Source organism: Paenibacillus sp. SC116 (genome assembly GCF_024733555.1).
Classification (GTDB): Bacteria; Bacillota; Bacilli; order Paenibacillales; family Paenibacillaceae; genus Paenibacillus_B.
In genome coordinates, this window is sequence record NZ_JANIOF010000006.1 from 96,339 (window position 1) to 116,984 (window position 20,646).

Sequence of the window (20,646 nt, forward strand, 5' to 3'; positions counted from 1 at the left end):
TGGTCTTATTTACTGTACAAGACGAAGGAAAGGGTAAGGTACGCCGGACGATGGATAACTAACTAATTCGAATCAGTTTATAACTGCATTTTTGAATCACATATCGATTCTTTAATGATAGTTCTGAGGGGATTAGTCTGTCTATTTACATCGACTCGTACGACTCTTGATGATGATACTAGGCGCTGTACACGAAGGTACAGTTTTGCCATGCAAATACGTAATTATGAGTACAATCATTTCCCACGTTTATTGTGAAGGTATGGGAGTGTATTATTACGTATTGCAGAAGTGTCGTACATCCTGCCTATTCGTCTTGCAGGTGATGTAAATATCGCATAGCTATCCTCTCTAGGACATCCTAGGGAGGTTTTTTTATGACAACAACTATGTTACTTGAAATAAATGCACTTCAGGTCTATTACGGGGACCGACTTATAGCTCATATTCCAGATGCAGTACGTATGTATCGTGGAGAATGTATTGGTTTAATTGGCGAAAATGGAGCAGGGAAAACATCGTTATTGCGCGTATTGGCAGGACAGTTGGAAGCCGATGCGGGTCATGTACTGCGTCGCGGTACTATTGAGGTCGTCGGCCAATGGGATGAACGCAGTCAAATGGAGCAGTCGTCAGCTGAAATTCAAACGTTAAGCGGTGGTGAATGGACAAAGCGACGTATTGCGGCAGCCTTGGCAACAGGAGCCGATATATTGATGTTTGATGAGCCAACGAGCCATCTAGATGTTCAATCGATTCACGAGCTTGAGAAGCAAGTTCGTGCTTATGATGGGCTCATTATCGTTATTTCTCACGACAGAACGTTTCTGAATGAGGTGTGTACGAGAATTTGGGAGCTTGAAGATCAGAAACTGCACATATACAGCGGTGAACGGCCAGGTGCCTATAAGCAATACCGAGAAGAAAAAGAGCGGATAAATAAGGAAATGTGGCGGGCTTATCATAATCGAGAAGCAGAGCGAGAAAGACTGAAAGAGATGATTGGAGAGAAGAAGGGCAGTGCAAGCAAAGCAAGCAGACCCAAAAAGGGGCTGACCAGTAAAGAAATGCGACTTGCTCGGCCTCATTTTAATCGCAAGCAAGCAAAGCAGGAAAAAACGGTTAAAGCAATGGAGCAGCGCCTAAGCAAATTGGTTTCTGTGCCGCGCCCGTATGAGGAAGAGAAGCTTGTATTTGATGTGAATTACCACAATCCTATACGAAGCAAGACGCTGTTAGAGGGTGAAGGTTTACAACTGCGGCTGTCTTCGGATCTCATGTCAGGTTCAGCATCACCTGATTCAGATTCAGATGTTGGTGACGGCACTTCTCGAATGATAGGTACAGATTCATCCCAAGAAGGCAGGATTTTGTTGTCCCCCCTATCGTTCCGCATTCGCCCAGGGATGAAAGTAGCGATTACCGGAAGCAACGGGTCAGGCAAATCAACGCTTTTGCATACGCTGCTGCACGCATATGATCAAGCTTGTCAGGATGGAGAATGGAAGCGAGCAGCCGAACCAAAAGAACAGGGAGTTCTTGCAGAGGGTCAATGGCGACTGTCTCCTCGAGTGCAGGTTGGATATTTTGATCAGCGTGTAGACCAATTGGATAAAAATAAACATGCTGTGGAACAAGTGCGGACAACGACTTCTTATTCAGAGTCAATCGTTCGGATTGCACTCGCAAGACTGCATCTATCGGGGCGCTTGGCATTGCAGCCAGTAGGTACATTGAGCGGCGGGGAAAGAGTAAAGGTGCAGCTTATTAAGCTGCTGCTAAGCGGCTGCAATGTGCTAATTCTTGACGAGCCAACAAATTACTTGGATATTCAAGCTCGTGAACAGCTGGAGCGGGTACTGAAAGATTACCCTGGAACCGTGTTGTTCGTCTCCCATGACCGCGCATTCGTATCGGCTGTAGCTACACATGAGCTTCGTGTTGATCATACGGCACCTTATTTTACAGCAATGGACGACGTGAATGTGAATGGAGCACCGGAGCATACACAGCAAAATGGGCAATCCGTAGGTGCGATCGAGGGTAGCGGATCAGTGACAGCTAAGCCGAATGAAGAAGAGCGCATGCGATTTGAGCTGGAATGGAATCGTGTGCTGTCAGCATTATCACTTCCTCAATCTGACGATGCCAAAGCAGAACTGGAGCAGCAGTACAGCCAGCTTCTTGTGCAGCGGAGAAATTTGAAGTTGTAATCGCGTGATAGCAGGCAAAAGCAAATGCAAGAGAATTGCAGTAAACAAAAAAGGATAGCGCTGACGAACAGGCGAACATCATTGCTTGTTGCTGCCCTCTGATCTTGCTATGATGACGATAAATGATTTCTGATAATAGGAGAGGGTGGAGGGAATATACGATGTTTATTATTCAAGGCAGTGCGCGTGAACAAGGGAATACAGAACAGTTGACAGAGCTTCTTACAGAAGGCTTGGATGCAACGACTATCCGATTGTGCGAATATGAGATTGAGCAAATTGTAGATAAGCGCCACGCGACTGAAGGATTTGAGCCTGTTGAGGGCGAGCTGCGTACAATCGTAGAGCAGATGCTGGAACATGATACGCTTGTATTTGCTACACCGCTATATTGGTACGGCATGTCTGGATTAATGAAAGTGTTCATTGATCGTTGGTCCCAATGTTTACGTGATGAGCAGCTTCAATTTAAAGAGCGGATGAAAGGAAAAAAAGTGTACCTTGTTGTCGTTGGTGGACCGAATGCGAAAATGACAGGGTTGGCGTTCGTGCAGCAGTTCCGTCATATTTGTGAGTTTATGGGGATGTCGTTCGAAGGATGGATTATCGGGCGTGGTTCAAAGCCTGGTGATGTGTTGGAAGATAAGCAAACCATTGCAGAAGTTCAGCAGCTTAATTTGCAATTCCGTCAATTGCAAAGCTAATTAAACGAATTAGACAGCAGTAGACAACAATAGTGTCCATTCGTCTCTTACCACCATTTTGTCAGACGAATGGACTTTTTTTATGTTACAATAGTTGCACTAGAGAAATGACTACGGAAGGAGAGGTGTACTGCCAATGCGAATGAACAACCTATTTCATTTTACCGAGCATCATCGTTATGTAGCTTACAGGGAATTCAGCCTTAGTCAGCTTGATCAACGTATGCTCTCACAAGTTTACCAGCCGATAATAGGGGCGTTTGCTATTGGTTTGTATCACTTCTTGTATCAGCATATCGCCGCAGATAAGGTAGGATATTCTGCGATGGACTCGCAGCGCAAGCTGTTCTTGCTGCTAGGGATTGAGCCTAGCGAAAAGGGAAGAGCTTATTTTATTGAGCAGACAACAAAGCTGGAGGCCGTTGGATTGCTGCAAACTTCCCGTCTTATGTTTCAGGATTCGGAAGATTACATGTTCGAATATGCGCTGCAGTCTCCATTGTCACCAGATGAATTCTTCAGTACACAGCATTTAACGCTGTTGCTTCGTGATAAGGTTGGGAAGTATACGGTGTTGTCCTTGCGAGAACAATTTATGACGGACGAGCCTTTTGCGCAGCTCCAAGCAGAAGCGCATCGCGAAAATATATCGGTGCCTTTCTATGAAATGTTCCGTTTAAATACGCATGTCATTGATTATGAGTTGGAGCAGGCGCTGCATGAAGTAGCTCCAAGCCGAAGAGGTGCGACCGCACAAGATTCTACACAAGAAGAACCAGTATTGAATTACGCAGATATCATTACGCGCTTCCCGAAATATTCGTACAATCGCCCTTATGTGGAGAAGCTGCGCTTGGATCGTGAAGGGATGGGTATTCTAGATTATATCGCCCGCAAGTTCGAGCTTACTCCGGTAGAAATTTGTCGCTTGCTTGATGAAGATGGCGTGTTTAATACGGAAGGACGTCTGGTCCTTGACGAGCTTCAGCATCGAGCACATCTGCAATTCCGTCAGACGAAGCGCCGTGGGGAATGGCGTGAGCGTGAGCAGCAGAAGATAGAACAAGTGCAGAAGGAACAAAAAGGTCAACGTTCAGCATCTAATGAGATGCATTCCTTAGATCGAGCTGCCGCAGAGATACAAGAGGAAGTCGCTGTAGAGATGGAGTTCTATGTAGAAGTTGCACCGCAATGTAAGGATAAGTGCGATGTTCATCAATACAATATGATGCTTCGCAACGCTCCCTATACGAAGCTGCTGGAGAAGTATTTCCCTGGGGCAGTGCCAGACTCATTTTTAGATATGTTTACGAAAATTGACTTGAATTATAAGCTGCCTGACGAAGTGATTAATGTTCTTATTCATTATATTATGACGCTGACCACACAAGAAGGAACACAGCGCATTAGTGGCAATTTCGTTGAGCGTATTGCCTCGAATATGCTTGTGAAACAAGTTCGAACTTATGAACAAGCGGTTCAATATATTAGAACTCAATCATCTTTGACGACGGAATCGGCTAGTCGTACAGGACAAGCTGGATCGAAGCCGCGTGCCGCAGGTGGAAGAAGCAATTCACGCTATGCGAAGCAGCAGCGTCCAGCAATCCCAGTTGTGCAGCCCTCGACGGAATCCGTTGCTTGGTCCCAATCTGACCGGGAGCGGGCGTTGGAGTTGGCTCGTCGATTGGATGAAAATAGTTGACGGTTCATTGACATAAGGTGCTAAGCTGCTAGATATCGCGTGCAGCGTGCAACCTTGATGCTGAGAACGTAGAGGTGAACAATATGGAATCACTAGGTAGTGTGTTGAAGAAACTACCGCTTTCGCATCGGCGTCAGCAAGCAGAAGCCAAAATTGAAGAGCTGCTGCGTCACCCGGTAGTTCAGGAATGGTGGAAGCAGCATCCTGAGATTGATCAAAGTACGATGAGAATAAACATTAATAAGTTGTATCAGTATGTAAAAGAACATGACGGATGCAGCAATTGCCCCAGCTTGGCGGAATGCCGTAATGATTTGCCAGGGCATTTTACGAAGCTCTCTGCTACTACCTTGAATGGGCGGGTCATTATTGATGACCGCAAAGTGCCTTGCCAAAGACAAGCGGCCCATGATCGCCAGCAGGTTGTACGCAAGCGTGTCCGTTCATTCTTTGTCGATGAAACAGCATTGAAGCAAGGCTACTCAGCAGCTGAGATGATAACGATCGACTATGAACGTGGACCTGCTGTTCAACAGGTAATGGACTATGTTGTGCAAGCGAAAGAGAATGGATTATCATCACGAGGATTGTATTTGTCAGGTTCCTTTGGTACGGGGAAAACGTTCTTGATGGGCTATATGCTGCATAAGTTGGCGCAGGAGAATCATACAGGCGTGATCGTCTATATGCCAGACTTCGTGGAAGACTTGAAATCCATGTTCCAAGAACCGCAGCGACTTCGTGAAACCATCGAAATGATGAAAGAGACCGATTTGCTCGTATTTGACGATATTGGTGCAGAAAATATGACGCCGTGGGTACGTGACCATGTGCTTGGCTCGATTTTGAATTATCGAATGAACAATAAGCCAACGTTCTTTACTTCGAATTATGACTTTGATGCTTTGCTGAGGCATTTCAGCTATACGCGTGAAGGTGAAGATATTCATAAGGCAGAGCGGTTAATGGATCGGATTAGACCATACGTAGATATGGTACAAGTTAGTGGCCGGAACAAGCGTGGCGGCAGCAGCGATAGCTCGGATACCAATCACTATATATAATTGGAACGGCGCGAATAAGCGAGGACTTGAACGTAAGACAGCAACTTGCATTGCATTTCCCGTTCGCTCGTGCACTCGTTTAATGGAAACTAAGTGAACTTTGTTCCAGTACACATGAGCTGGACATGACGGAGCATAATAGGATATAGACAACAAAGAAGTCCGTGCTGATCGAATAGATAGCCGGACTTCTTGTGTACTTAAGTAATTGATCACGGTATTACGGGTAACGTCGAATGAAGGTTAAGATATGATGAACTTTATAATGACCATGCCAAAAAAGACAACTGCCATAAAGCCAAACATGACACCGAAGCCCATAAACGTATCTGAGAAGTCATTGCGTGGTTCTTCATTCACATGATTACGAGGATCTACTGTATTCGCTTTCATCGACGTTCCTCCTAACTGTATCGTTCAGCTGCTGTGACGTAGGTCATGATCTGAACAGGTATTTTAATCCAATTATTTTTTAGTATAGCGAACACACTAGGCAGCTGTAAAGTTTAACCTTGTCGATTTTGTGACAAATTCTAAACAAATCAACATCTATATTGCGCATAGCTTTTCGAGTTGTGGTATACTTTACATGTATAAGGTGATAATCTGTTATTTACTATAAAGGAGGAAGTTACTTATGGCTATCGTAAACGTATCTGATCAGTCTTTTTCAGCAGACGTAGAAAATAAGCAAGGTGTAGTATTACTTGATTTCTGGGCTCCTTGGTGCGGTCCTTGCAAAATGCTCGCTCCTATTCTTGAAGAGCTTGATACAGAAGTAAACGGCGGCGCAGTTGTTGCTAAAATCAACGTGGATGAGAACCCTGAATCTGCATCCCGTTTTGGTGTAATGAGCATCCCGACTATTATCGTCTTCAAAGACGGTCAACCTGTTGATAAAGTAGTTGGTCTAAACTCCAAAGAAGCGCTTAAAGGTCTTATCGACAAGCACAAATAAGAGCTGATTTGAAAGAATAGCCCCTTAACTCCGCAATTTCGTTGCGGATGATTTAGGGGTTATTTTTTATATGTTCTTACCCAAATATTTCGAGTGCAAAGGATTTTGTTTGTAAAGGTCTATCGTTTAAAATAGAAAGAGAAATAAACGTTGCAATGCTGTTTTGGGAAGTGGGGAGGAGGGAACAGATTGAGTGAGCATCATTCGAATGATCAAGCTGCTAAAGAAGACAAGTCTGCAGCCAATTGGCGATCAGAACGCTGGAAGGAACGCTGGAATGATCGTTATGCCCCTTCAGAAGAACAGGATTTAGCAGCTGAAGAGATAGCAGAGCGGGAGCAAGCGTTGGGGAGAATTCATAACAAATTGGCTTTGCTGCCGGATTTGCCAGGTTGTTATTTGATGAAGAACAAGGACGGAACGATCATATACGTGGGTAAAGCCAAAGTGCTGAAAAATCGTGTTCGTTCCTACTTTTCAGGAAGTCATGATGGCAAGACCCAACGTCTCGTATCGGAAATACGGGATTTTGAATATATCGTCACGGGAAGCAATATGGAAGCACTCATTTTGGAGTGCAACCTAATTAAGAAGCATCATCCACGATACAATGTATTGCTGAAGGATGATAAGAGCTTTCCTTATATAAAGATTACGAATGAGCGCCATCCAAGGCTGGAAGTAACTAGACGTGTGCTGAAGGATAAGGCGAAATATTTTGGTCCCTATCCAAATGCCTATGCGGCGCATCAGACCAAAAAGCTGCTTGATCGCTTGTACCCATTGCGAAAGTGCAGCGGTACAGAGGGGCGAGCTTGCTTGTACTACCATATCGGACAGTGTATAGGACCATGCGCACGAGAGGTATCGCTAGAAGAGTATGAAGCGGTGACGTTGAAGATTACGCAATTTTTGAGCGGCGGCCAAGAAGAAGTGAAGAAGGAATTGCAGCGCAAGATGAGTGAGGCTGCAGAAGAACTGAATTTTGAGCGTGCCAAGGAATATCGCGATCAATTGCAGGCGATCGAGGCGATTAATGAGAAGCAGACGATTAATTCGGCGGATCTGAAAGATAGAGACGTATTTGGGTTCGCGATCGACAAAGGCTGGATGAGTGTACAAATCCTTTATATTCGTCAAGGCAAAATGGTGGAGCGACACACAACTACGTTTCCATTTTACGGAGATGCTTATGGTGACTTTATGTCGTTCATTACGCAGTACTATAGTGATAATCCTGCGCTGCCGAAAGAGATTTTGCTGCCGCAGGCGAACAGCAGTGAGTGGTCTGTAGAAGAGGAGGAATCAGAGCAACCATCTACTCCTCGGATCGTAGATCCTCATGCGAAAGCTTTGGCACGGCCTCTATTCTGGTCTGAAGAGCAGCTGTTGGCTGCGGATGAGGAAGATGAAGGGCTCGAAGCGGATGCTGCTGTTTCTTCTGATTCCGTGGATGGGGCTGCTAGTGACGAACGCATAAATAACAACGATTCTGAGCAAGCTTCACGCGAAGAGGACGAGCAAATATCAAGTGCAGAAGCGCTTCAGCAATGGTTGAATGTAAAAGTGCGTCTACCGCAGCGTGGTCTGAAAAAGCAGATGGTACGAATGGCTATTGATAATGCTCGTGTCACGCTGGAAGAGAAGTTTAAACTGCTGGAGCGTGATGAAGAGCGCACGTCCCGTGCAGCGGAGCGACTAGGAGAAGCGTTGGGAATCGGAAATGCACAGCGTATCGAGGCGTTCGATAACTCCAATATTCAAGGTGCGAACCCTGTATCTGCTATGGTGTGCTTTATTGATGGCAAGCCAGCCAAGAAAGAGTACCGCAAGTTCAAAGTCCGTACGGTGGTAGGGCCTGATGATTACGAAACGATGCGCGAAGTCATTCGTCGTCGCTATGAGCGTGTATTGAAGGAAGGGTTGGAACTGCCGGATCTCATTATCGTGGATGGCGGTAAAGGCCAGATGTCGGTTGCCTTGGACGTGTTGGAAAATGAGCTTGGCTTGGATGTGCCTGTATGCGGGTTGGTCAAAGATGAGAAGCATAAGACTGCTCAGCTGCTGACAGGCTTCCCGCCAGTACCCGTATCGCTTGCGCGCGATAGCCAAGAGTTTTATTTACTGCATCGCATTCAGGAAGAAGTACACCGCTTTGCGATTACATTCCATCGTGAGAGCCGGGCGAAGTCGATGGTAACGTCAACATTGGATTCCATTCCTGGCATCGGGGAGAAGCGCCGCAAAATGCTGCTGAAGCATTTCGGCTCCTTAAAGAAAATTCGCGAAGCCTCAGTAGAAGAGTTCCGTCAAGTTGGAATTGGCGATAAGTTGGCCCGGACGATTTTGTCATCGTTACGGGAAGAGCAGGCAGATGTTGAACAGGTGTTAGAGTCAGAGGAAGCTGAAGAGTAATAGCTGCTGAACGGGTATTCTCTTAATACTGTAATCGGATGTTCGTGGTATTGCTTGCTGGCCAATTGTATTCAATGATATAAAAATAATTCAATTCACAAAAAAAGGCTCCCAACAGTCCGACGTAAAGTCAGGCTGAAGGGAGTCTTTTTATTATAGTTATGATGGAGGAGGCTGCTGATGAGCCGTTATCGGTGCTTGTTTCCGATTGCTGTGCAAATAGTGAATCCCGTACACAACCGTCAGCGGGAACAGTATATAGGCAGCGCCAATCAGAATATCTGTCCAATCTGTTCCGAATAGGAATCCGATGGCCATTAACACGGTATCAAACATTAAATGAGCCACTACAGCAGTCCAGAAGCCATGTTTCAGCATCATCCAAACAAACAACATACCGATAATCATCAGCTCTACAGGTCTTGAATAGAACGGGTAGATCGGATACATGACATGTCCAGCCGCCCAGACGAACGTTGGTATAAGACTCGCGATCCACACGTTGCGAATAAAACGATGAAAGAGGCCGATGGCGAATAAACGGAAAAATCCTTCTTCCGATATGGCAGCAACCCATGCTAATAGCGGAAACCATACAGGTGCTTGAAGATTAAGTGGTGAGTTAAGCGCTTCTGTAGACACCCATGTATTCAACCCTTTTTCCATGATGCCAAAAATAAGGGTCTGTGCTCCTAGCAATATACCGGTCCAACCAATCCCTTTCCAAAATGCTTGGACGAGATGCTCGCCAAAGTTGTCATCACTCCAGCTAGGTATGATCGTGTTGAACTTCGTTTGCCGCCACATCCAGCGCCCAGCTAAAAGAGAGAAATAAAGAGCGAATCCTGCTTGTATTAGCGTAATAATAGCTTGGACAATGATAGCGGTTTGCAGGTTATTTTCAGGTAATATTTGATGTTCAGATACCATAAAGTATCCTTCGGTCATATTCCAGACGTGAGCAATCGAAATGGAACAGGAAATGATGGTTAGCAAAATTAATGTTCGCGAGCGGAACGATATTTGTCTGCGGTAAATGATCGTAATAATGATGGATGCTATGGAAAGCAGTAATGACATGCCGACATACACAAAATTGTGAATACGCTCTGCGCTTGATTGCTGCTGGGCCATCAAGTTATTGTAGGATGAGGGTATCTGCCAATGAGGCAGCATTTGTACCAGTGAATGCCCTCTCCACTCCAACTGAAGCTCCAGCTTGGCTTCACCAACAGCAGCACGCGGCACTTCGTAATAAACAGAGCTTCCATCCTCCGATGTTAGTGGCACTCGCTTCACTTGCTCTGTTGACCAGCCAAACAGGCGTAATATTTGATCGGATTGTTTCCATTGGTCGTTCGGTTCGATTCGTGCGTCTTGCGACGAGGGGCTGTTGTTGGATTCCGTTTGAAAGCCTACGATTTGCCCTGTTCTCATATGTATATCTAACTTTGTTAATCGTTCATAAGGGAACGAAGATGACAGCGGATGTTTGTCTTCGCGTTCAAGAACAAGAACACGATAAACGTCATAAGGGGCTTTTTTCTCCCAAGAACGGTAGGTGTTTTCTGTGCCAGAGCGGCTAATATAACCTGATAGTTCATCATTTGTATGGTAATAAGCTTCGATTCGTTTTGTCGTTGATACTTTTGCAGGGGGCTGGATAAACGCAGCAATTTCAGGCTGAAGTAAAAAAGCTTCCGCTCGTTGTATCGCCTGCTGCTCTGTAATGATTTTTTCTGCTGCCGCATCATTTCCTACGTAATAAGGCCAAATAATCTGAAATAATACAAAGCATATAAATCCGAGTACAGACGACGCGATCCATGTTGTTGATGGTTTGCGCGTCTTGGCAGTGTGAAAATGGTCTGCTGGCGAAATGGACAAATTCAATCCTCCTTTATAACGATAGATATATTATGACTGCTATTACATAGTGTGCAACGTGACTTACTCAAATGATTTTCTCGTTTCCAACCAGATTAGCCGATTAGAAATAGCTACGTCAAGCAAACGCGCGCGCGGATGAACCACGGAGAGAAAACAAGGAATTGTAAGCGCTTAATGACGGCGTTTTTCGCTGTTTTACTATGTTTTTGCACGAATGGTGACTTTGTGCGTGAGACATGAAAGATATATAATCTCGTTATGAGCGATATAGAGCCGAGTTTCATCATTGATGAAAGCGGGGGACCCGATTAGTAGGGGTGAATTTTGCGAAACGATTGTAATTGTCGTTATCGTGAATAGGGCAGCCTGGACGTGCCCGAATCCGTCAGCTAACCTCGTAGGCGAAGGCGTCAGGATTCCGCAAGCATTGGGGTATCCCGTGCTTTTTTTGTGATGGTTTTTAACAAAAAGAGGTGATTCTCATGAGAGATCCCAGCAAAAAACAACGTTGGCGGTTAACGCCTCCGAGAGTGCTTGTATGCGGATTTGCTTTTATTATTTTATTGGGTGCGTTCCTGCTTATGCTTCCTATATCGAATGCAGCTGGGAAGTCCTTGAGCTTTATCGACGCGCTATTCACAGCGACTTCAGCCGCGTGTGTAACCGGTCTTGTCGTGGTGGATACAGGCACTCATTTTACGATGTTTGGTCAGATCGTTCTGTTGATGCTCATTCAAATAGGCGGTCTTGGTTTTATGACGATGGCGACGATGTTTGCAATTGCATTTCGGAAAAAAATATCGCTGCGTGAGCGGCTAATTCTTCAAGAAGCGATGAATCAGGGCACCATGGAAGGGATTGTCCGATTAATTCGTAAAGTCATTGGATATGCGCTCGTCATAGAAGGTGTAGCCGCGTTATTGTTCTTTATTCGGTTTTCTTATGACATGCCAATTGGACAAGCTGTTTATTATGGTATTTTCCATGCAATCTCCATGTTTAACAATGCGGGCTTTGATTTGTTCGGGCCAATTACGGGACCGTTCTCAAGCTTGACTAGTTATGTGGGTGATCCGATTGTAAATCTAGTAGCGATGTTCTTAATCATATCCGGGGGTATCGGATTTATCGTACTATCTGAATTGTATGATTATCGACGTATACGTAGACTGTCTTTACACAGTAAAGTCGTGTTGTCGACGACTGGCTTTTTAATCGTGGTTGGTGCTGTTGTCATTTTTATTTTCGAGTTTACGAACACGAAGACGATGGCCAATATGCCTTTGATAGATAAAATTTGGGCGTCCTTCTTTCAGTCGGTTTCACCGCGAACAGCAGGGGCTAACAGCATAAATATCCCCGATATGCGGCAGGCGTCTCAGTTCTTTATCGTCATCTTGATGTTTATTGGTGCATCTCCAGGTTCTACTGGGGGCGGTATTAAGACGACGACTTTCTCGATTCTAATCGGTGCTGTACTAGCTATGATTCGTGGCAAAGAAGATATCGTCATGTTTAATTACCGTCTGGCTAAAGATCGTATTTTCAAAGCGGTTACGTTAACTTTGCTTGCACTCGGGCTTGTATTATCGGTATCGATGATTCTGTCGACGACAGAAGATCAGCCGTTTCTTGCGATCCTATTCGAAGCGACATCGGCTTTCGGCACAGTAGGCTTGTCTATGGGGGTAACGCCAGAGTTATCTACGTTTGGCAAGGTGCTCATTAGTCTTACGATGTTTGCAGGGCGATTAGGGCCGCTTACGTTGGCGTATGCGCTAGGGCCGAAGTCGGAACGTGAATTATACCGACATCCAGAAGGCAAAATAACGATAGGTTAATGAAAAAATGGGTAATCGTATTTATTACGACCAATATAGATGTTTGAACGTAGAAAAGATTAAAGCAAGCTTTAATGGATGAGGAGAAATTATACACTATGGAAGTTCAACAATTTGCTGTTATCGGAATGGGACGCTTCGGCTCCAGTTTGGCTCGTGAGTTAATGGAGCTTGGTCATCAAGTGCTCGGTATTGATAAAAGTGAAGAGGCAATCGAAGAAATTGCTGATGATATTACCCATGCGGTTGTTGCTGACGCAACAGATGAAGAAGTGCTTCGCTCACTTGGAATTCGCAACTTCGACTGCGTTATTATCGGCATAGGGGATAACATCCAGACGAGTATCCTAGTAAGTATTCAAGTGAAGGAGCTAGGTGTGAAGAAGGTTGTCTGCAAGGCGCTGTCTGAGCTTCACGGCAGGGTGCTTGAGCGCTTGGGAGTGGATCGTATTGTTTATCCAGAGCGGGATATGGGTATACGAATGGCACACCATCTGGTTTCACCAAACTTGGTTGATTATATAGAGTTGTCCAAAGATTACACAATAGCAGAATTGAGTGTACCACAATGCTTGGATGGTGTTAGTCTCAAGGCGCTCGACTCGCGAGGACGTTTCGGTTGCAGTATTGTTGCTTTGAACAAGCCAAACGGTGATGTTATCATCGCTCCGACAGCAGATGATGTGCTGGCTACGAACGATGTGATGGTTATGATCGGAAAGAATCAGCAAATTGAAGAATTTGAAGAAGATATGATGTATTAATAATAGTAGGTTAAAGTTAAAGATAAATATGAAGCCAATGAGAACCGTTTCCTTCAGGGGGCGGTTCTAATTTATTTGGAAAGCAGCTATTCAATCATTTTCGTAATATATTCAATGAACATACAAAAACACAGCGTCATATTTTCATCTCCAAAGCACTGTAGAAGGAGTCGAGAATAGACGCTGTTTTTTTGTATGAAGTGTTATTTTATTCAAGTATTACTTATAGATGAAGCAGCTAATATTTAAATAGAAACGCTTTAGAGATACGCCTGTGATTTGGCAAAAGCGGCGTACTAAGAAGACGCTAAATCATCCGTATTCCATGATTCTGAGCGATGGGCAGCCTCTGACATAAAGAGGCGAAGTGCTTCACCTAGTGGCGCTTGCTCTGCGTAGACAAGCGAGGTTACTCGCTCAGTATGTTTCAGTTCTTCCATATCGACAGCAATCAAATTGTTGTCCTCCAGCGATGCTCTGCGCAAATAGGATTTGGGTAGTAAAGCAACAGCCTGCGTTGTAGACAGCAACCGTATGATAGCTTCAAATGAGTCGATCTCCATACGAATGTCTGGCATAATACGATGTTTGCGGAATAGGTCATCAATCAACTTGCGGTACCAAGTTCCATGGGAGAACAGAACCATCGGGAGTGCATTTAGGTGGGCCATTTTCCATTGTTCCAACGGAGCCATTTCGTGCGTGCGAGGGACGACTAGCATCAGATGGTCAGACAGCAAAGGTATAGATACGAGCCCTTGTTCCTTAATGGCATCGGCAACTAAGCCGAAGTCGACTTGCTTCTCTCTTACATACGAAATAATTTCATGGGTCTTGCCGGTGACGGCTTTTAATTGGGCATCGGGACATTGCTGCATAAACACCTCGACGAATAAAGGCAGCGTTGTTTGGAGTGTCGTGAGACTCGCCCCGATGGTTACGGTAGATAGTCCTTCTGATTTATAAGCAGCAATCGATTTCATAAAGTCTAGTTGTCTGCTGCGGATGTCGAGTGCAAATTCATAGGTCATTTGACCGACCTTTGTCAACTCTAGTCGCTTGCCTTGTCGATTGAAGAGCTGTACATCTAGCTCTTGCTCCAATCTCCCGATTTGGCGGGAAAGGGCGGGCTGTGAAATATTGAGCCGTTTAGCTGCCTGGTTCAAGCTGGTGTGGTCTACGACTGTGGCAAACGTCTCTAGCAAATCTAACATGGACCGTTTCCTCCTGTGATCAATGATCTTGTCTCTATATTTGAAAAAACAGTAGGATTCCTTCTTCAGACATACCCTTATGCATATAGGTTATTAAAATTATAAAAACATTGCAATTCCATTATAAGTGTAGAAGGAGTATGATGGAAGTGTCACAAGTTGTTCACAAGTACAAAAAAGCGGTAAGCGCTTGCAGAAAAGCAGTCTATTTGTCGAATTAGCGGGTAATAAGGAGTGCGGATGGTTGTGACAAATTATTGACGCTTTCGACAGTGACTAGTAAAATGAGGATGCCAATCTACCAAAAACTACATGCACGCAACGGAAAGGGGAAACGACAGAGAATGAAACGAGGTTATTTTTACTCTCGAAAGTTACACTCGTTACTAGGAGTTATACCATTGGGCTTCTTTATGATCACGCACATGGTTTCTAACTTCTCTGCATTCGAAGGCGGGCTTGATTCTTTTCAGGACAAAGTAGCACTCATTAACGGATTGCCGTTAGTGCTTGTCTTAGAAATATTCGGAATCTGGCTGCCACTCTTATACCATGGGGTGTACGGATTGTACATTGCTTATACAGCACGCAACAACGTAGGCAATTTCAATTACGGCCGCAACTTTGCATTTTTAATGCAGCGTATAACCGGAGTTATTACATTTATCTTCGTAACTTGGCATGTTTATGAAACGCGTGTTCAAATTGCACTCGGCAATCTGCGTTCTGAAGACCTAGGAACTCACATGAATAGTATTTTCGCGAATCCGTTCATGTTGGCGTTCTATGTTGTCGGTGCTGTTGCAGCGTCGTATCACTTCGCGAACGGTTTGTGGGCATTTTTTGTAAGCTGGGGGATTACTGTAGGACCTCGTTCACAAAAAGTATTCGCAAAGATTTGTATGGGCTTATTCGTTGTTATGTCCGTGTTGTTCGTGTTGGCGATCGTCGGCATGCGTCAAGAAGAGTTCGAAGCGGCAAGCGCGATCTTCGCGTCTGCTAAATCGGTTATTGGTTAAGGGAGGAGCAACTCACAATGGCTAAACAGAATATTATCGTCGTAGGCGGCGGTCTAGCTGGCTTGATGGCTACCGTTAAAGCAGCAGAGGCAGGCGTGCATGTTGATCTGTTCTCTTTGGTACCTGTTAAACGTTCTCACTCTGTGTGCGCGCAAGGCGGCATTAACGGAGCTGTAAATACAAAAGGTGAAGGCGACTCTCCATGGGAGCACTTCGATGATTCTATATACGGCGGAGACTTTCTAGCGAACCAACCGCCAGTTAAAGCAATGTGTGACGCGGCACCGGGCATTATTCACTTGATGGACCGTATGGGCGTTATGTTCAACCGTACGCCTGAAGGCTTGCTTGATTTCCGTCGCTTCGGTGGTACGAAACACCATCGTACTGCATTTGCTGGAGCAACAACGGGACAACAGCTGTTGTATGCCTTGGATGAGCAAGCTCGTCGTTGGGAAGCAGCAGGTCTCGTATCCAAGTACGAGCATCATGAGTTCTTATCGGCTGTTATCGATGATGATGGTGTTTGCCGCGGTATTTCTGTACAAGATCTACACACGATGGAGACGCTTACGTTCAGAGCTGATGCCGTTATTCTTGCTACAGGTGGTCCTGGTATCATCTTCGGTAAGACGACCAACTCCGTTATCAATACGGGAACAGCAGCTGCTGCTGTATACCAACAAGGCGTTAAGTACGCAAATGGTGAGTTCATTCAAATTCACCCAACGGCAATTCCGGGAGACGATAAGCTTCGTCTTATGTCTGAGTCTGCTCGTGGTGAAGGCGGTCGTATCTGGACGTATAAAGACGGTAAGCCTTGGTACTTCCTTGAAGAGAAGTATCCAGCATACGGAAACCTTGTTCCGCGCGATATCGCGACTCGAGAAATTTTCCATGTGTGCGTTGATATGAAACTCGGCATCAACGGCGAGAACATGGTTTATTTGGACTTGTCCCATAAAGATCCAAAAGAGTTGGATGTTAAGCTCGGCGGTATTATTGAAATTTACGAGAAGTTCATGGGGGATGACCCTCGTAAAATCCCGATGAAAATCTTCCCTGGCGTTCACTACTCGATGGGTGGTATGTGGGTAGATTACAACCAAATGACGAACATTCCAGGTTTGTTTGCTGCTGGTGAGTGTGAGTACCAATATCACGGTGCTAACCGACTTGGTGCGAACTCCTTGTTGTCCGCAATCTACGGTGGTATGGTTGCAGGTCCTAAGGCAGTAGAATATGTACGCGGCTTGTCCAAGTCTGCTGAAGACATCTCTTCTACCGTATTTGATCGTGAGAAGAATAAGCAATCTGACAAATACGAGAAGTTGCTTAAAATGGACGGCAAAGAAAATGCGTATGTGCTTCATAAAGAGCTTGGCGAATGGATGACGAACAATATGACTGTTGTTCGTTACAACGATAAATTGCAAGAAACGATTAACAAGATCAAAGAGCTGAAGAGCCGTTATGCGAACATCAACATTCATGATACGGCTCGTTGGAACAATCCGGGCGTGGCGTTTACTCGTCAGTTGTGGAACATGCTTGAGCTTGGAGAAGCGATGACGCTGAGCGCATTGCTTCGCGATGAGAGCCGTGGCGCTCACTACAAGCCAGATTTCCCAGAACGCGATGATGACCGGTTCCTCAAAACTTCCATTGCTTCATGGACAGCTGATGGCCCTGTCATTAGCTATGAAGAAGTAGATACATCCTTGTTGAAGCCGCGTAAACGTGACTATTCGACGGACAAGAAGAAAGGGGAATAACGATGGCGGAATCGATGACAGCTACAAAAAAAGTTAAGTTTGTTGTGACGCGCCAAGACGCTCCGGATGCGAAGTCATATACGGAAGAGTTCGAAATTCCTTACCGTCCGAATATGAATGTCATTAGTGCGCTTATGGAAATTCAACGTAATCCTGTAAACAACGCAGGCAAAGGAACGGCTCCTGTCTGTTGGGAATCGAACTGTTTGGAAGAAGTGTGCGGTGCTTGCTCGATGGTCATTAACGGCAAACCTCGCCAAGCATGTACAGCGCTTGTCGATAAGCTAGAGCAGCCAATTAAACTTGAGCCAATGCGCACGTTCCCAGTTGTACGTGACTTGGTTATTGATCGTAAGCGCATGTTCAACTCTTTGAAGAAAGTCAAAGCGTGGATTCCGATCGATGGAACATACGATCTGGGACCAGGTCCACGTATGGCTGAGCCAAAGCGTCAATGGGCATATGAATTGTCTAAATGTATGACATGCGGTGTCTGCTTGGAGGCTTGTCCGAACGTAAATGACAAGACGAGCTTCATTGGTCCAGCTCCAATCTCCCAAGTTCGCTTGTTCAATGCTCATCCAACAGGTGAAATGAACAAAGATGAGCGTTTGGAGACATTGTTGGATGATGGCGGCATTGAGGGCTGTGGTAACTCACAGAACTGTGTGCGTGCATGTCCGAAGGGGATTCCGCTTACGACATCCATTGCAGAGATGAATCGAGATACAACTAAGCTTATGTTTAAGAACTGGTTCAAAGTTTAATCATACGACGAGCACTCCCCTGCGACTAAATACTTTAATCCGCAGGGGAGTGTATTTTTTTATATGAATGTGACGATTGGTAGCAGGAATATTAGATATTTTGTCAAATATATTGAAAGAAGCAAAAGTGTATTAAAGCGGTTACAAAATTTTCTCAAGATCGTAACTTTTTACCTCATAGTGAGTAATACATTGTACACTACACATTTCAGACATCCTCGTCTAAAAGTAAAAGCGTGCTAACTTTATCCAAATAAAGAAAAAAATGTGGCTTTTGGAGTTAACGATTAGAACGTTCCTACCGATATACAAATTATTCCGTGCAAAAATGACAGTGCTTACTAGTGTGAGGAAAGACATACAAATGAATCGGTACGCGCTCTTAATTGGGATTTGAGTTTGAATAACGGGGGGGCATCATTCATGATGGTTCAATGGTGCGAAAATGAAAACGTCACATGGGGTTCGAATGGTTTGTATCGATGTATTAAACCATTGGTAGATGAATGGGATCCTCTAGGATTACTTGCTTTGGGCGCACCTGATGATGAGTATGACTGTTTAACATTATACCTGATGGAAAGATGCTTAGAAGATTGGAACCGCTCACAATTAACACATGATTTATGTTCTTTTATTGAAGGCCATTTTGGAATAGGGCCATGCATGATGAAAAGAGATCGTGCAGAGCTTTGGCATGAGCATATTGATCAGTTCTGTTATGTACTATGTACCCACCGTGAAACACTTGAACTTGAGGTACATAAGTTTATTGAGGTTTGCAGAACGAAGGCTAACTAGATATAAATGATTACATGAAACCATACAAGCATCAAATCTATCCTTATGAAAGAAAAGAGTGTGCACACCTCCGACGTAACGGAAGGGTTCACACTCTTTTTGCTCGCAACTGCTCAAAAACAAGCTGGATATTCAGTTCATAAACCGCTTTAGCCATTTTAATGCATGTCTAGCACCTGGGTATCGGAAAGGAATGTCCAGCCAACTAGATTGAACGAGTAAGCTTTTTTCATGAGAGAAGGTGGAGAAGCTGAATTGGCCATGGTAACTGCCTATACCGCTCTCACCGACACCGCCGAAGGGCAAATAGGGAGTTGCTAGATGCATCAAGGTGTCGTTTATACAACCTCCACCAAACGATATTCGATCTGTTATTTGCTGCTGTACGGCATGCTCTCGTGTAAACAAATAAAGGGCAAGCGGTTTAGGTCGGTCTGTTATCACCTTTATCACTTCTTCCAAATCCTCATAAGGAAGGATCGGTAGAATCGGGCCGAAAATTTCATCTTGCATGACGCTGCTTTCCCACGTAATATCTGTCAGGATAGTTGGCTCGATTCGACGCTTTTCCCGATCATGACGGCCACCAAAAGCGATCTTTTCACCTTCTACATAGGAGGCAAGTCGGGTAAAGTGCCTATCGTTAATAATCGAAGGATAGTTATCGCTCGTTAGAGGCTCATCCCCGTAAAATTGCTTAACAACTGCTTGTAAACGTGAAATCAAAGCATCGTGCTGAGAGCGATGAACGTAGACATAATCAGGGGCTACGCACGTCTGCCCTGCATTCGTCCATTTTCCGAAAGCTATGCGCTTGGCAGCTAGATCGATATCAGCATCATGATGCACGATGCAAGGGCTTTTTCCACCTAACTCCAAGGTTACTGGGATCAATCGCTTCGCAGCAGCCTGCATCACGATACGGCCAACAGCTGTACTACCCGTAAAGAAAATATAGTTAAATGGAAGCTCAAGCAGCGCTTCATTCGTTTCTATTCCACCTTCAACGACAGAAACAAAGGAAGGAGGGAACAGATCTTGAATAAGGCGCGTCAGCAAGGCGCTCGTATGGGGTGCCAGTTCTGAAGGCTTGATTACAGCTGTGTTGCCTGCTGCGATAGCTCCTATAAGTGGAGAGATGGCCAGTTGAAAAGGATAATTCCAAGGCACGATAATGAGTACAGACCCATAGGGTTCTGGGATAATGTACCCTTTACTGCCTATATGAGTAAGAGGCGTGCGAACTCGTCTAGCCTTTGCCCATTTTCCAACGTGCTTCAGTGCCTGTCTTGCTTCATGCAGGACGATTCCAATTTCCGTAGCATAGGCTTCTGTGTGGCTTTTGCCCAAATCACGATGTAGTGCTTCCGCAATTTCTAACTCATACCGGTGAATCCCTTCAATGAGTGTCTGCAATGCTTGACGCCGCTGCTGGACATCACGTGTTCGTCCTGTGTGGAAATACTGCTGTTGGCTCTGTAATAGCTGTTCCATTGCTGTCCGGCCTCCTTAGCTG

At 45.0% G+C, this 20,646-nt stretch carries 16 protein-coding genes and 1 riboswitch; of the genes, 12 read left to right on the forward strand and 4 right to left on the reverse strand.

Features of this window, described 5'->3' with window-relative positions:
• Positions 1-377: 377 nt before the first annotated feature.
• The 4 genes from NQ117_RS20560 to dnaI all read left to right on the forward strand — a co-directional run bounded on the left by NQ117_RS20560 (position 378) and on the right by dnaI (position 5,686).
• Complete coding sequence (locus tag NQ117_RS20560; RefSeq protein WP_258279888.1) at positions 378-2,213, forward strand: ABC-F family ATP-binding cassette domain-containing protein; 1,836 nt, start codon at positions 378-380, stop codon at positions 2,211-2,213.
• Positions 2,214-2,374: 161 nt separating this feature from the next.
• On the forward strand, positions 2,375-2,917 hold the full coding sequence (locus NQ117_RS20565) for a flavodoxin family protein (RefSeq protein ID WP_258279889.1): 543 nt from the start codon (positions 2,375-2,377) through the stop codon (positions 2,915-2,917).
• Positions 2,918-3,053: 136 nt separating this feature from the next.
• Positions 3,054-4,622 carry a DnaD domain protein gene (locus NQ117_RS20570; RefSeq protein WP_258279890.1) on the forward strand — a complete coding sequence of 523 codons (1,569 nt, stop codon included), beginning with the start codon at positions 3,054-3,056 and terminating at the stop codon, positions 4,620-4,622.
• Positions 4,623-4,705: 83 nt separating this feature from the next.
• Positions 4,706-5,686 carry a primosomal protein DnaI gene (gene dnaI / locus NQ117_RS20575; protein WP_258279891.1) on the forward strand — a complete coding sequence of 327 codons (981 nt, stop codon included), beginning with the start codon at positions 4,706-4,708 and terminating at the stop codon, positions 5,684-5,686.
• Between the two features lie 243 nt (positions 5,687-5,929).
• On the opposite strand, the gene NQ117_RS20580 is transcribed toward dnaI, so the two are convergent.
• The gene (locus NQ117_RS20580) at positions 5,930-6,079 is read right to left on the reverse strand and encodes a YqzM family protein (protein WP_258279892.1); all 150 of its coding nucleotides are present in this window, start codon (positions 6,077-6,079) and stop codon (positions 5,930-5,932) included.
• Between the two features lie 244 nt (positions 6,080-6,323).
• On the opposite strand from NQ117_RS20580, the gene trxA reads away from it, so the two are divergent.
• Complete coding sequence (trxA, locus tag NQ117_RS20585; RefSeq protein WP_258279893.1) at positions 6,324-6,644, forward strand: thioredoxin; 321 nt, start codon at positions 6,324-6,326, stop codon at positions 6,642-6,644.
• 189 nt (positions 6,645-6,833) lie between these two features.
• Positions 6,834-9,059 carry an excinuclease ABC subunit UvrC gene (gene uvrC / locus NQ117_RS20590; protein WP_309137898.1) on the forward strand — a complete coding sequence of 742 codons (2,226 nt, stop codon included), beginning with the start codon at positions 6,834-6,836 and terminating at the stop codon, positions 9,057-9,059.
• A 159-nt stretch (positions 9,060-9,218) separates the two neighbouring features.
• Here uvrC and NQ117_RS20595 read toward each other — a convergent pair whose 3' ends face one another.
• Positions 9,219-10,946, reverse strand: a complete 1,728-nt coding sequence (locus tag NQ117_RS20595; RefSeq protein ID WP_258279894.1) for a CPBP family intramembrane glutamic endopeptidase — start codon at positions 10,944-10,946, stop codon at positions 9,219-9,221.
• Between the two features lie 264 nt (positions 10,947-11,210).
• A riboswitch (cyclic di-AMP (ydaO/yuaA leader) is annotated at positions 11,211-11,368 on the forward strand.
• Positions 11,369-11,431: 63 nt separating this feature from the next.
• Between NQ117_RS20595 and NQ117_RS20600 the strand changes: the two genes are divergently transcribed.
• Entirely contained in the window at positions 11,432-12,790 is a 1,359-nt protein-coding gene (locus tag NQ117_RS20600) for a TrkH family potassium uptake protein (RefSeq protein ID WP_258279895.1), read from the forward strand.
• Positions 12,791-12,888: 98 nt separating this feature from the next.
• On the forward strand, positions 12,889-13,554 hold the full coding sequence (locus tag NQ117_RS20605) for a potassium channel family protein (RefSeq protein ID WP_258279896.1): 666 nt from the start codon (positions 12,889-12,891) through the stop codon (positions 13,552-13,554).
• A 296-nt stretch (positions 13,555-13,850) separates the two neighbouring features.
• Here NQ117_RS20605 and NQ117_RS20610 read toward each other — a convergent pair whose 3' ends face one another.
• A complete protein-coding gene (locus NQ117_RS20610) occupies positions 13,851-14,768 on the reverse strand; it encodes a LysR family transcriptional regulator (RefSeq protein WP_258279897.1) in 918 nt (305 codons plus the stop codon).
• 344 nt (positions 14,769-15,112) lie between these two features.
• On the opposite strand from NQ117_RS20610, the gene NQ117_RS20615 reads away from it, so the two are divergent.
• The 4 genes from NQ117_RS20615 to NQ117_RS20630 all read left to right on the forward strand — a co-directional run bounded on the left by NQ117_RS20615 (position 15,113) and on the right by NQ117_RS20630 (position 19,130).
• Positions 15,113-15,787, forward strand: coding sequence for a succinate dehydrogenase cytochrome b558 subunit (locus NQ117_RS20615; protein ID WP_258279898.1), 675 nt, complete (start codon positions 15,113-15,115; stop codon positions 15,785-15,787).
• 17 nt (positions 15,788-15,804) lie between these two features.
• Positions 15,805-17,562: a succinate dehydrogenase flavoprotein subunit gene (gene sdhA, locus NQ117_RS20620; RefSeq protein WP_258279899.1), complete on the forward strand. Its 1,758-nt coding sequence runs from the start codon at positions 15,805-15,807 to the stop codon at positions 17,560-17,562.
• Positions 17,563-17,564: 2 nt separating this feature from the next.
• Complete coding sequence (gene sdhB, locus NQ117_RS20625) at positions 17,565-18,329, forward strand: succinate dehydrogenase iron-sulfur subunit (RefSeq protein ID WP_258279900.1); 765 nt, start codon at positions 17,565-17,567, stop codon at positions 18,327-18,329.
• 423 nt (positions 18,330-18,752) lie between these two features.
• Positions 18,753-19,130 (forward strand): hypothetical protein, encoded by a 378-nt coding sequence (locus NQ117_RS20630; protein WP_258279901.1) that lies wholly within the window; start codon positions 18,753-18,755, stop codon positions 19,128-19,130.
• Between the two features lie 132 nt (positions 19,131-19,262).
• Here NQ117_RS20630 and NQ117_RS20635 read toward each other — a convergent pair whose 3' ends face one another.
• The gene (locus NQ117_RS20635; RefSeq protein WP_258279902.1) at positions 19,263-20,624 is read right to left on the reverse strand and encodes an aldehyde dehydrogenase; all 1,362 of its coding nucleotides are present in this window, start codon (positions 20,622-20,624) and stop codon (positions 19,263-19,265) included.
• Positions 20,625-20,646: the final 22 nt, after the last annotated feature.

What these genes read in the sequence shown, in the direction of transcription:
- trxA (WP_258279893.1), top strand. Translation starts at nt 6,324, where the DNA reads ATGGCTATCGTAAACGTATCTGATCAGTCTTTTTCAGCAGACGTAGAA.
- NQ117_RS20560 (WP_258279888.1), top strand. Translation starts at nt 378, where the DNA reads ATGACAACAACTATGTTACTTGAAATAAATGCACTTCAGGTCTATTAC.
- NQ117_RS20635 (WP_258279902.1), bottom strand. Translation starts at nt 20,624, where the DNA reads ATGGAACAGCTATTACAGAGCCAACAGCAGTATTTCCACACAGGACGA.
- dnaI (WP_258279891.1), top strand. Translation starts at nt 4,706, where the DNA reads ATGGAATCACTAGGTAGTGTGTTGAAGAAACTACCGCTTTCGCATCGG.
- NQ117_RS20570 (WP_258279890.1), top strand. Translation starts at nt 3,054, where the DNA reads ATGCGAATGAACAACCTATTTCATTTTACCGAGCATCATCGTTATGTA.
- NQ117_RS20630 (WP_258279901.1), top strand. Translation starts at nt 18,753, where the DNA reads ATGATGGTTCAATGGTGCGAAAATGAAAACGTCACATGGGGTTCGAAT.
- NQ117_RS20605 (WP_258279896.1), top strand. Translation starts at nt 12,889, where the DNA reads ATGGAAGTTCAACAATTTGCTGTTATCGGAATGGGACGCTTCGGCTCC.
- NQ117_RS20600 (WP_258279895.1), top strand. Translation starts at nt 11,432, where the DNA reads ATGAGAGATCCCAGCAAAAAACAACGTTGGCGGTTAACGCCTCCGAGA.
- NQ117_RS20610 (WP_258279897.1), bottom strand. Translation starts at nt 14,768, where the DNA reads ATGTTAGATTTGCTAGAGACGTTTGCCACAGTCGTAGACCACACCAGC.
- NQ117_RS20615 (WP_258279898.1), top strand. Translation starts at nt 15,113, where the DNA reads ATGAAACGAGGTTATTTTTACTCTCGAAAGTTACACTCGTTACTAGGA.
- sdhA (WP_258279899.1), top strand. Translation starts at nt 15,805, where the DNA reads ATGGCTAAACAGAATATTATCGTCGTAGGCGGCGGTCTAGCTGGCTTG.
- sdhB (WP_258279900.1), top strand. Translation starts at nt 17,565, where the DNA reads ATGGCGGAATCGATGACAGCTACAAAAAAAGTTAAGTTTGTTGTGACG.
- NQ117_RS20565 (WP_258279889.1), top strand. Translation starts at nt 2,375, where the DNA reads ATGTTTATTATTCAAGGCAGTGCGCGTGAACAAGGGAATACAGAACAG.
- NQ117_RS20580 (WP_258279892.1), bottom strand. Translation starts at nt 6,079, where the DNA reads ATGAAAGCGAATACAGTAGATCCTCGTAATCATGTGAATGAAGAACCA.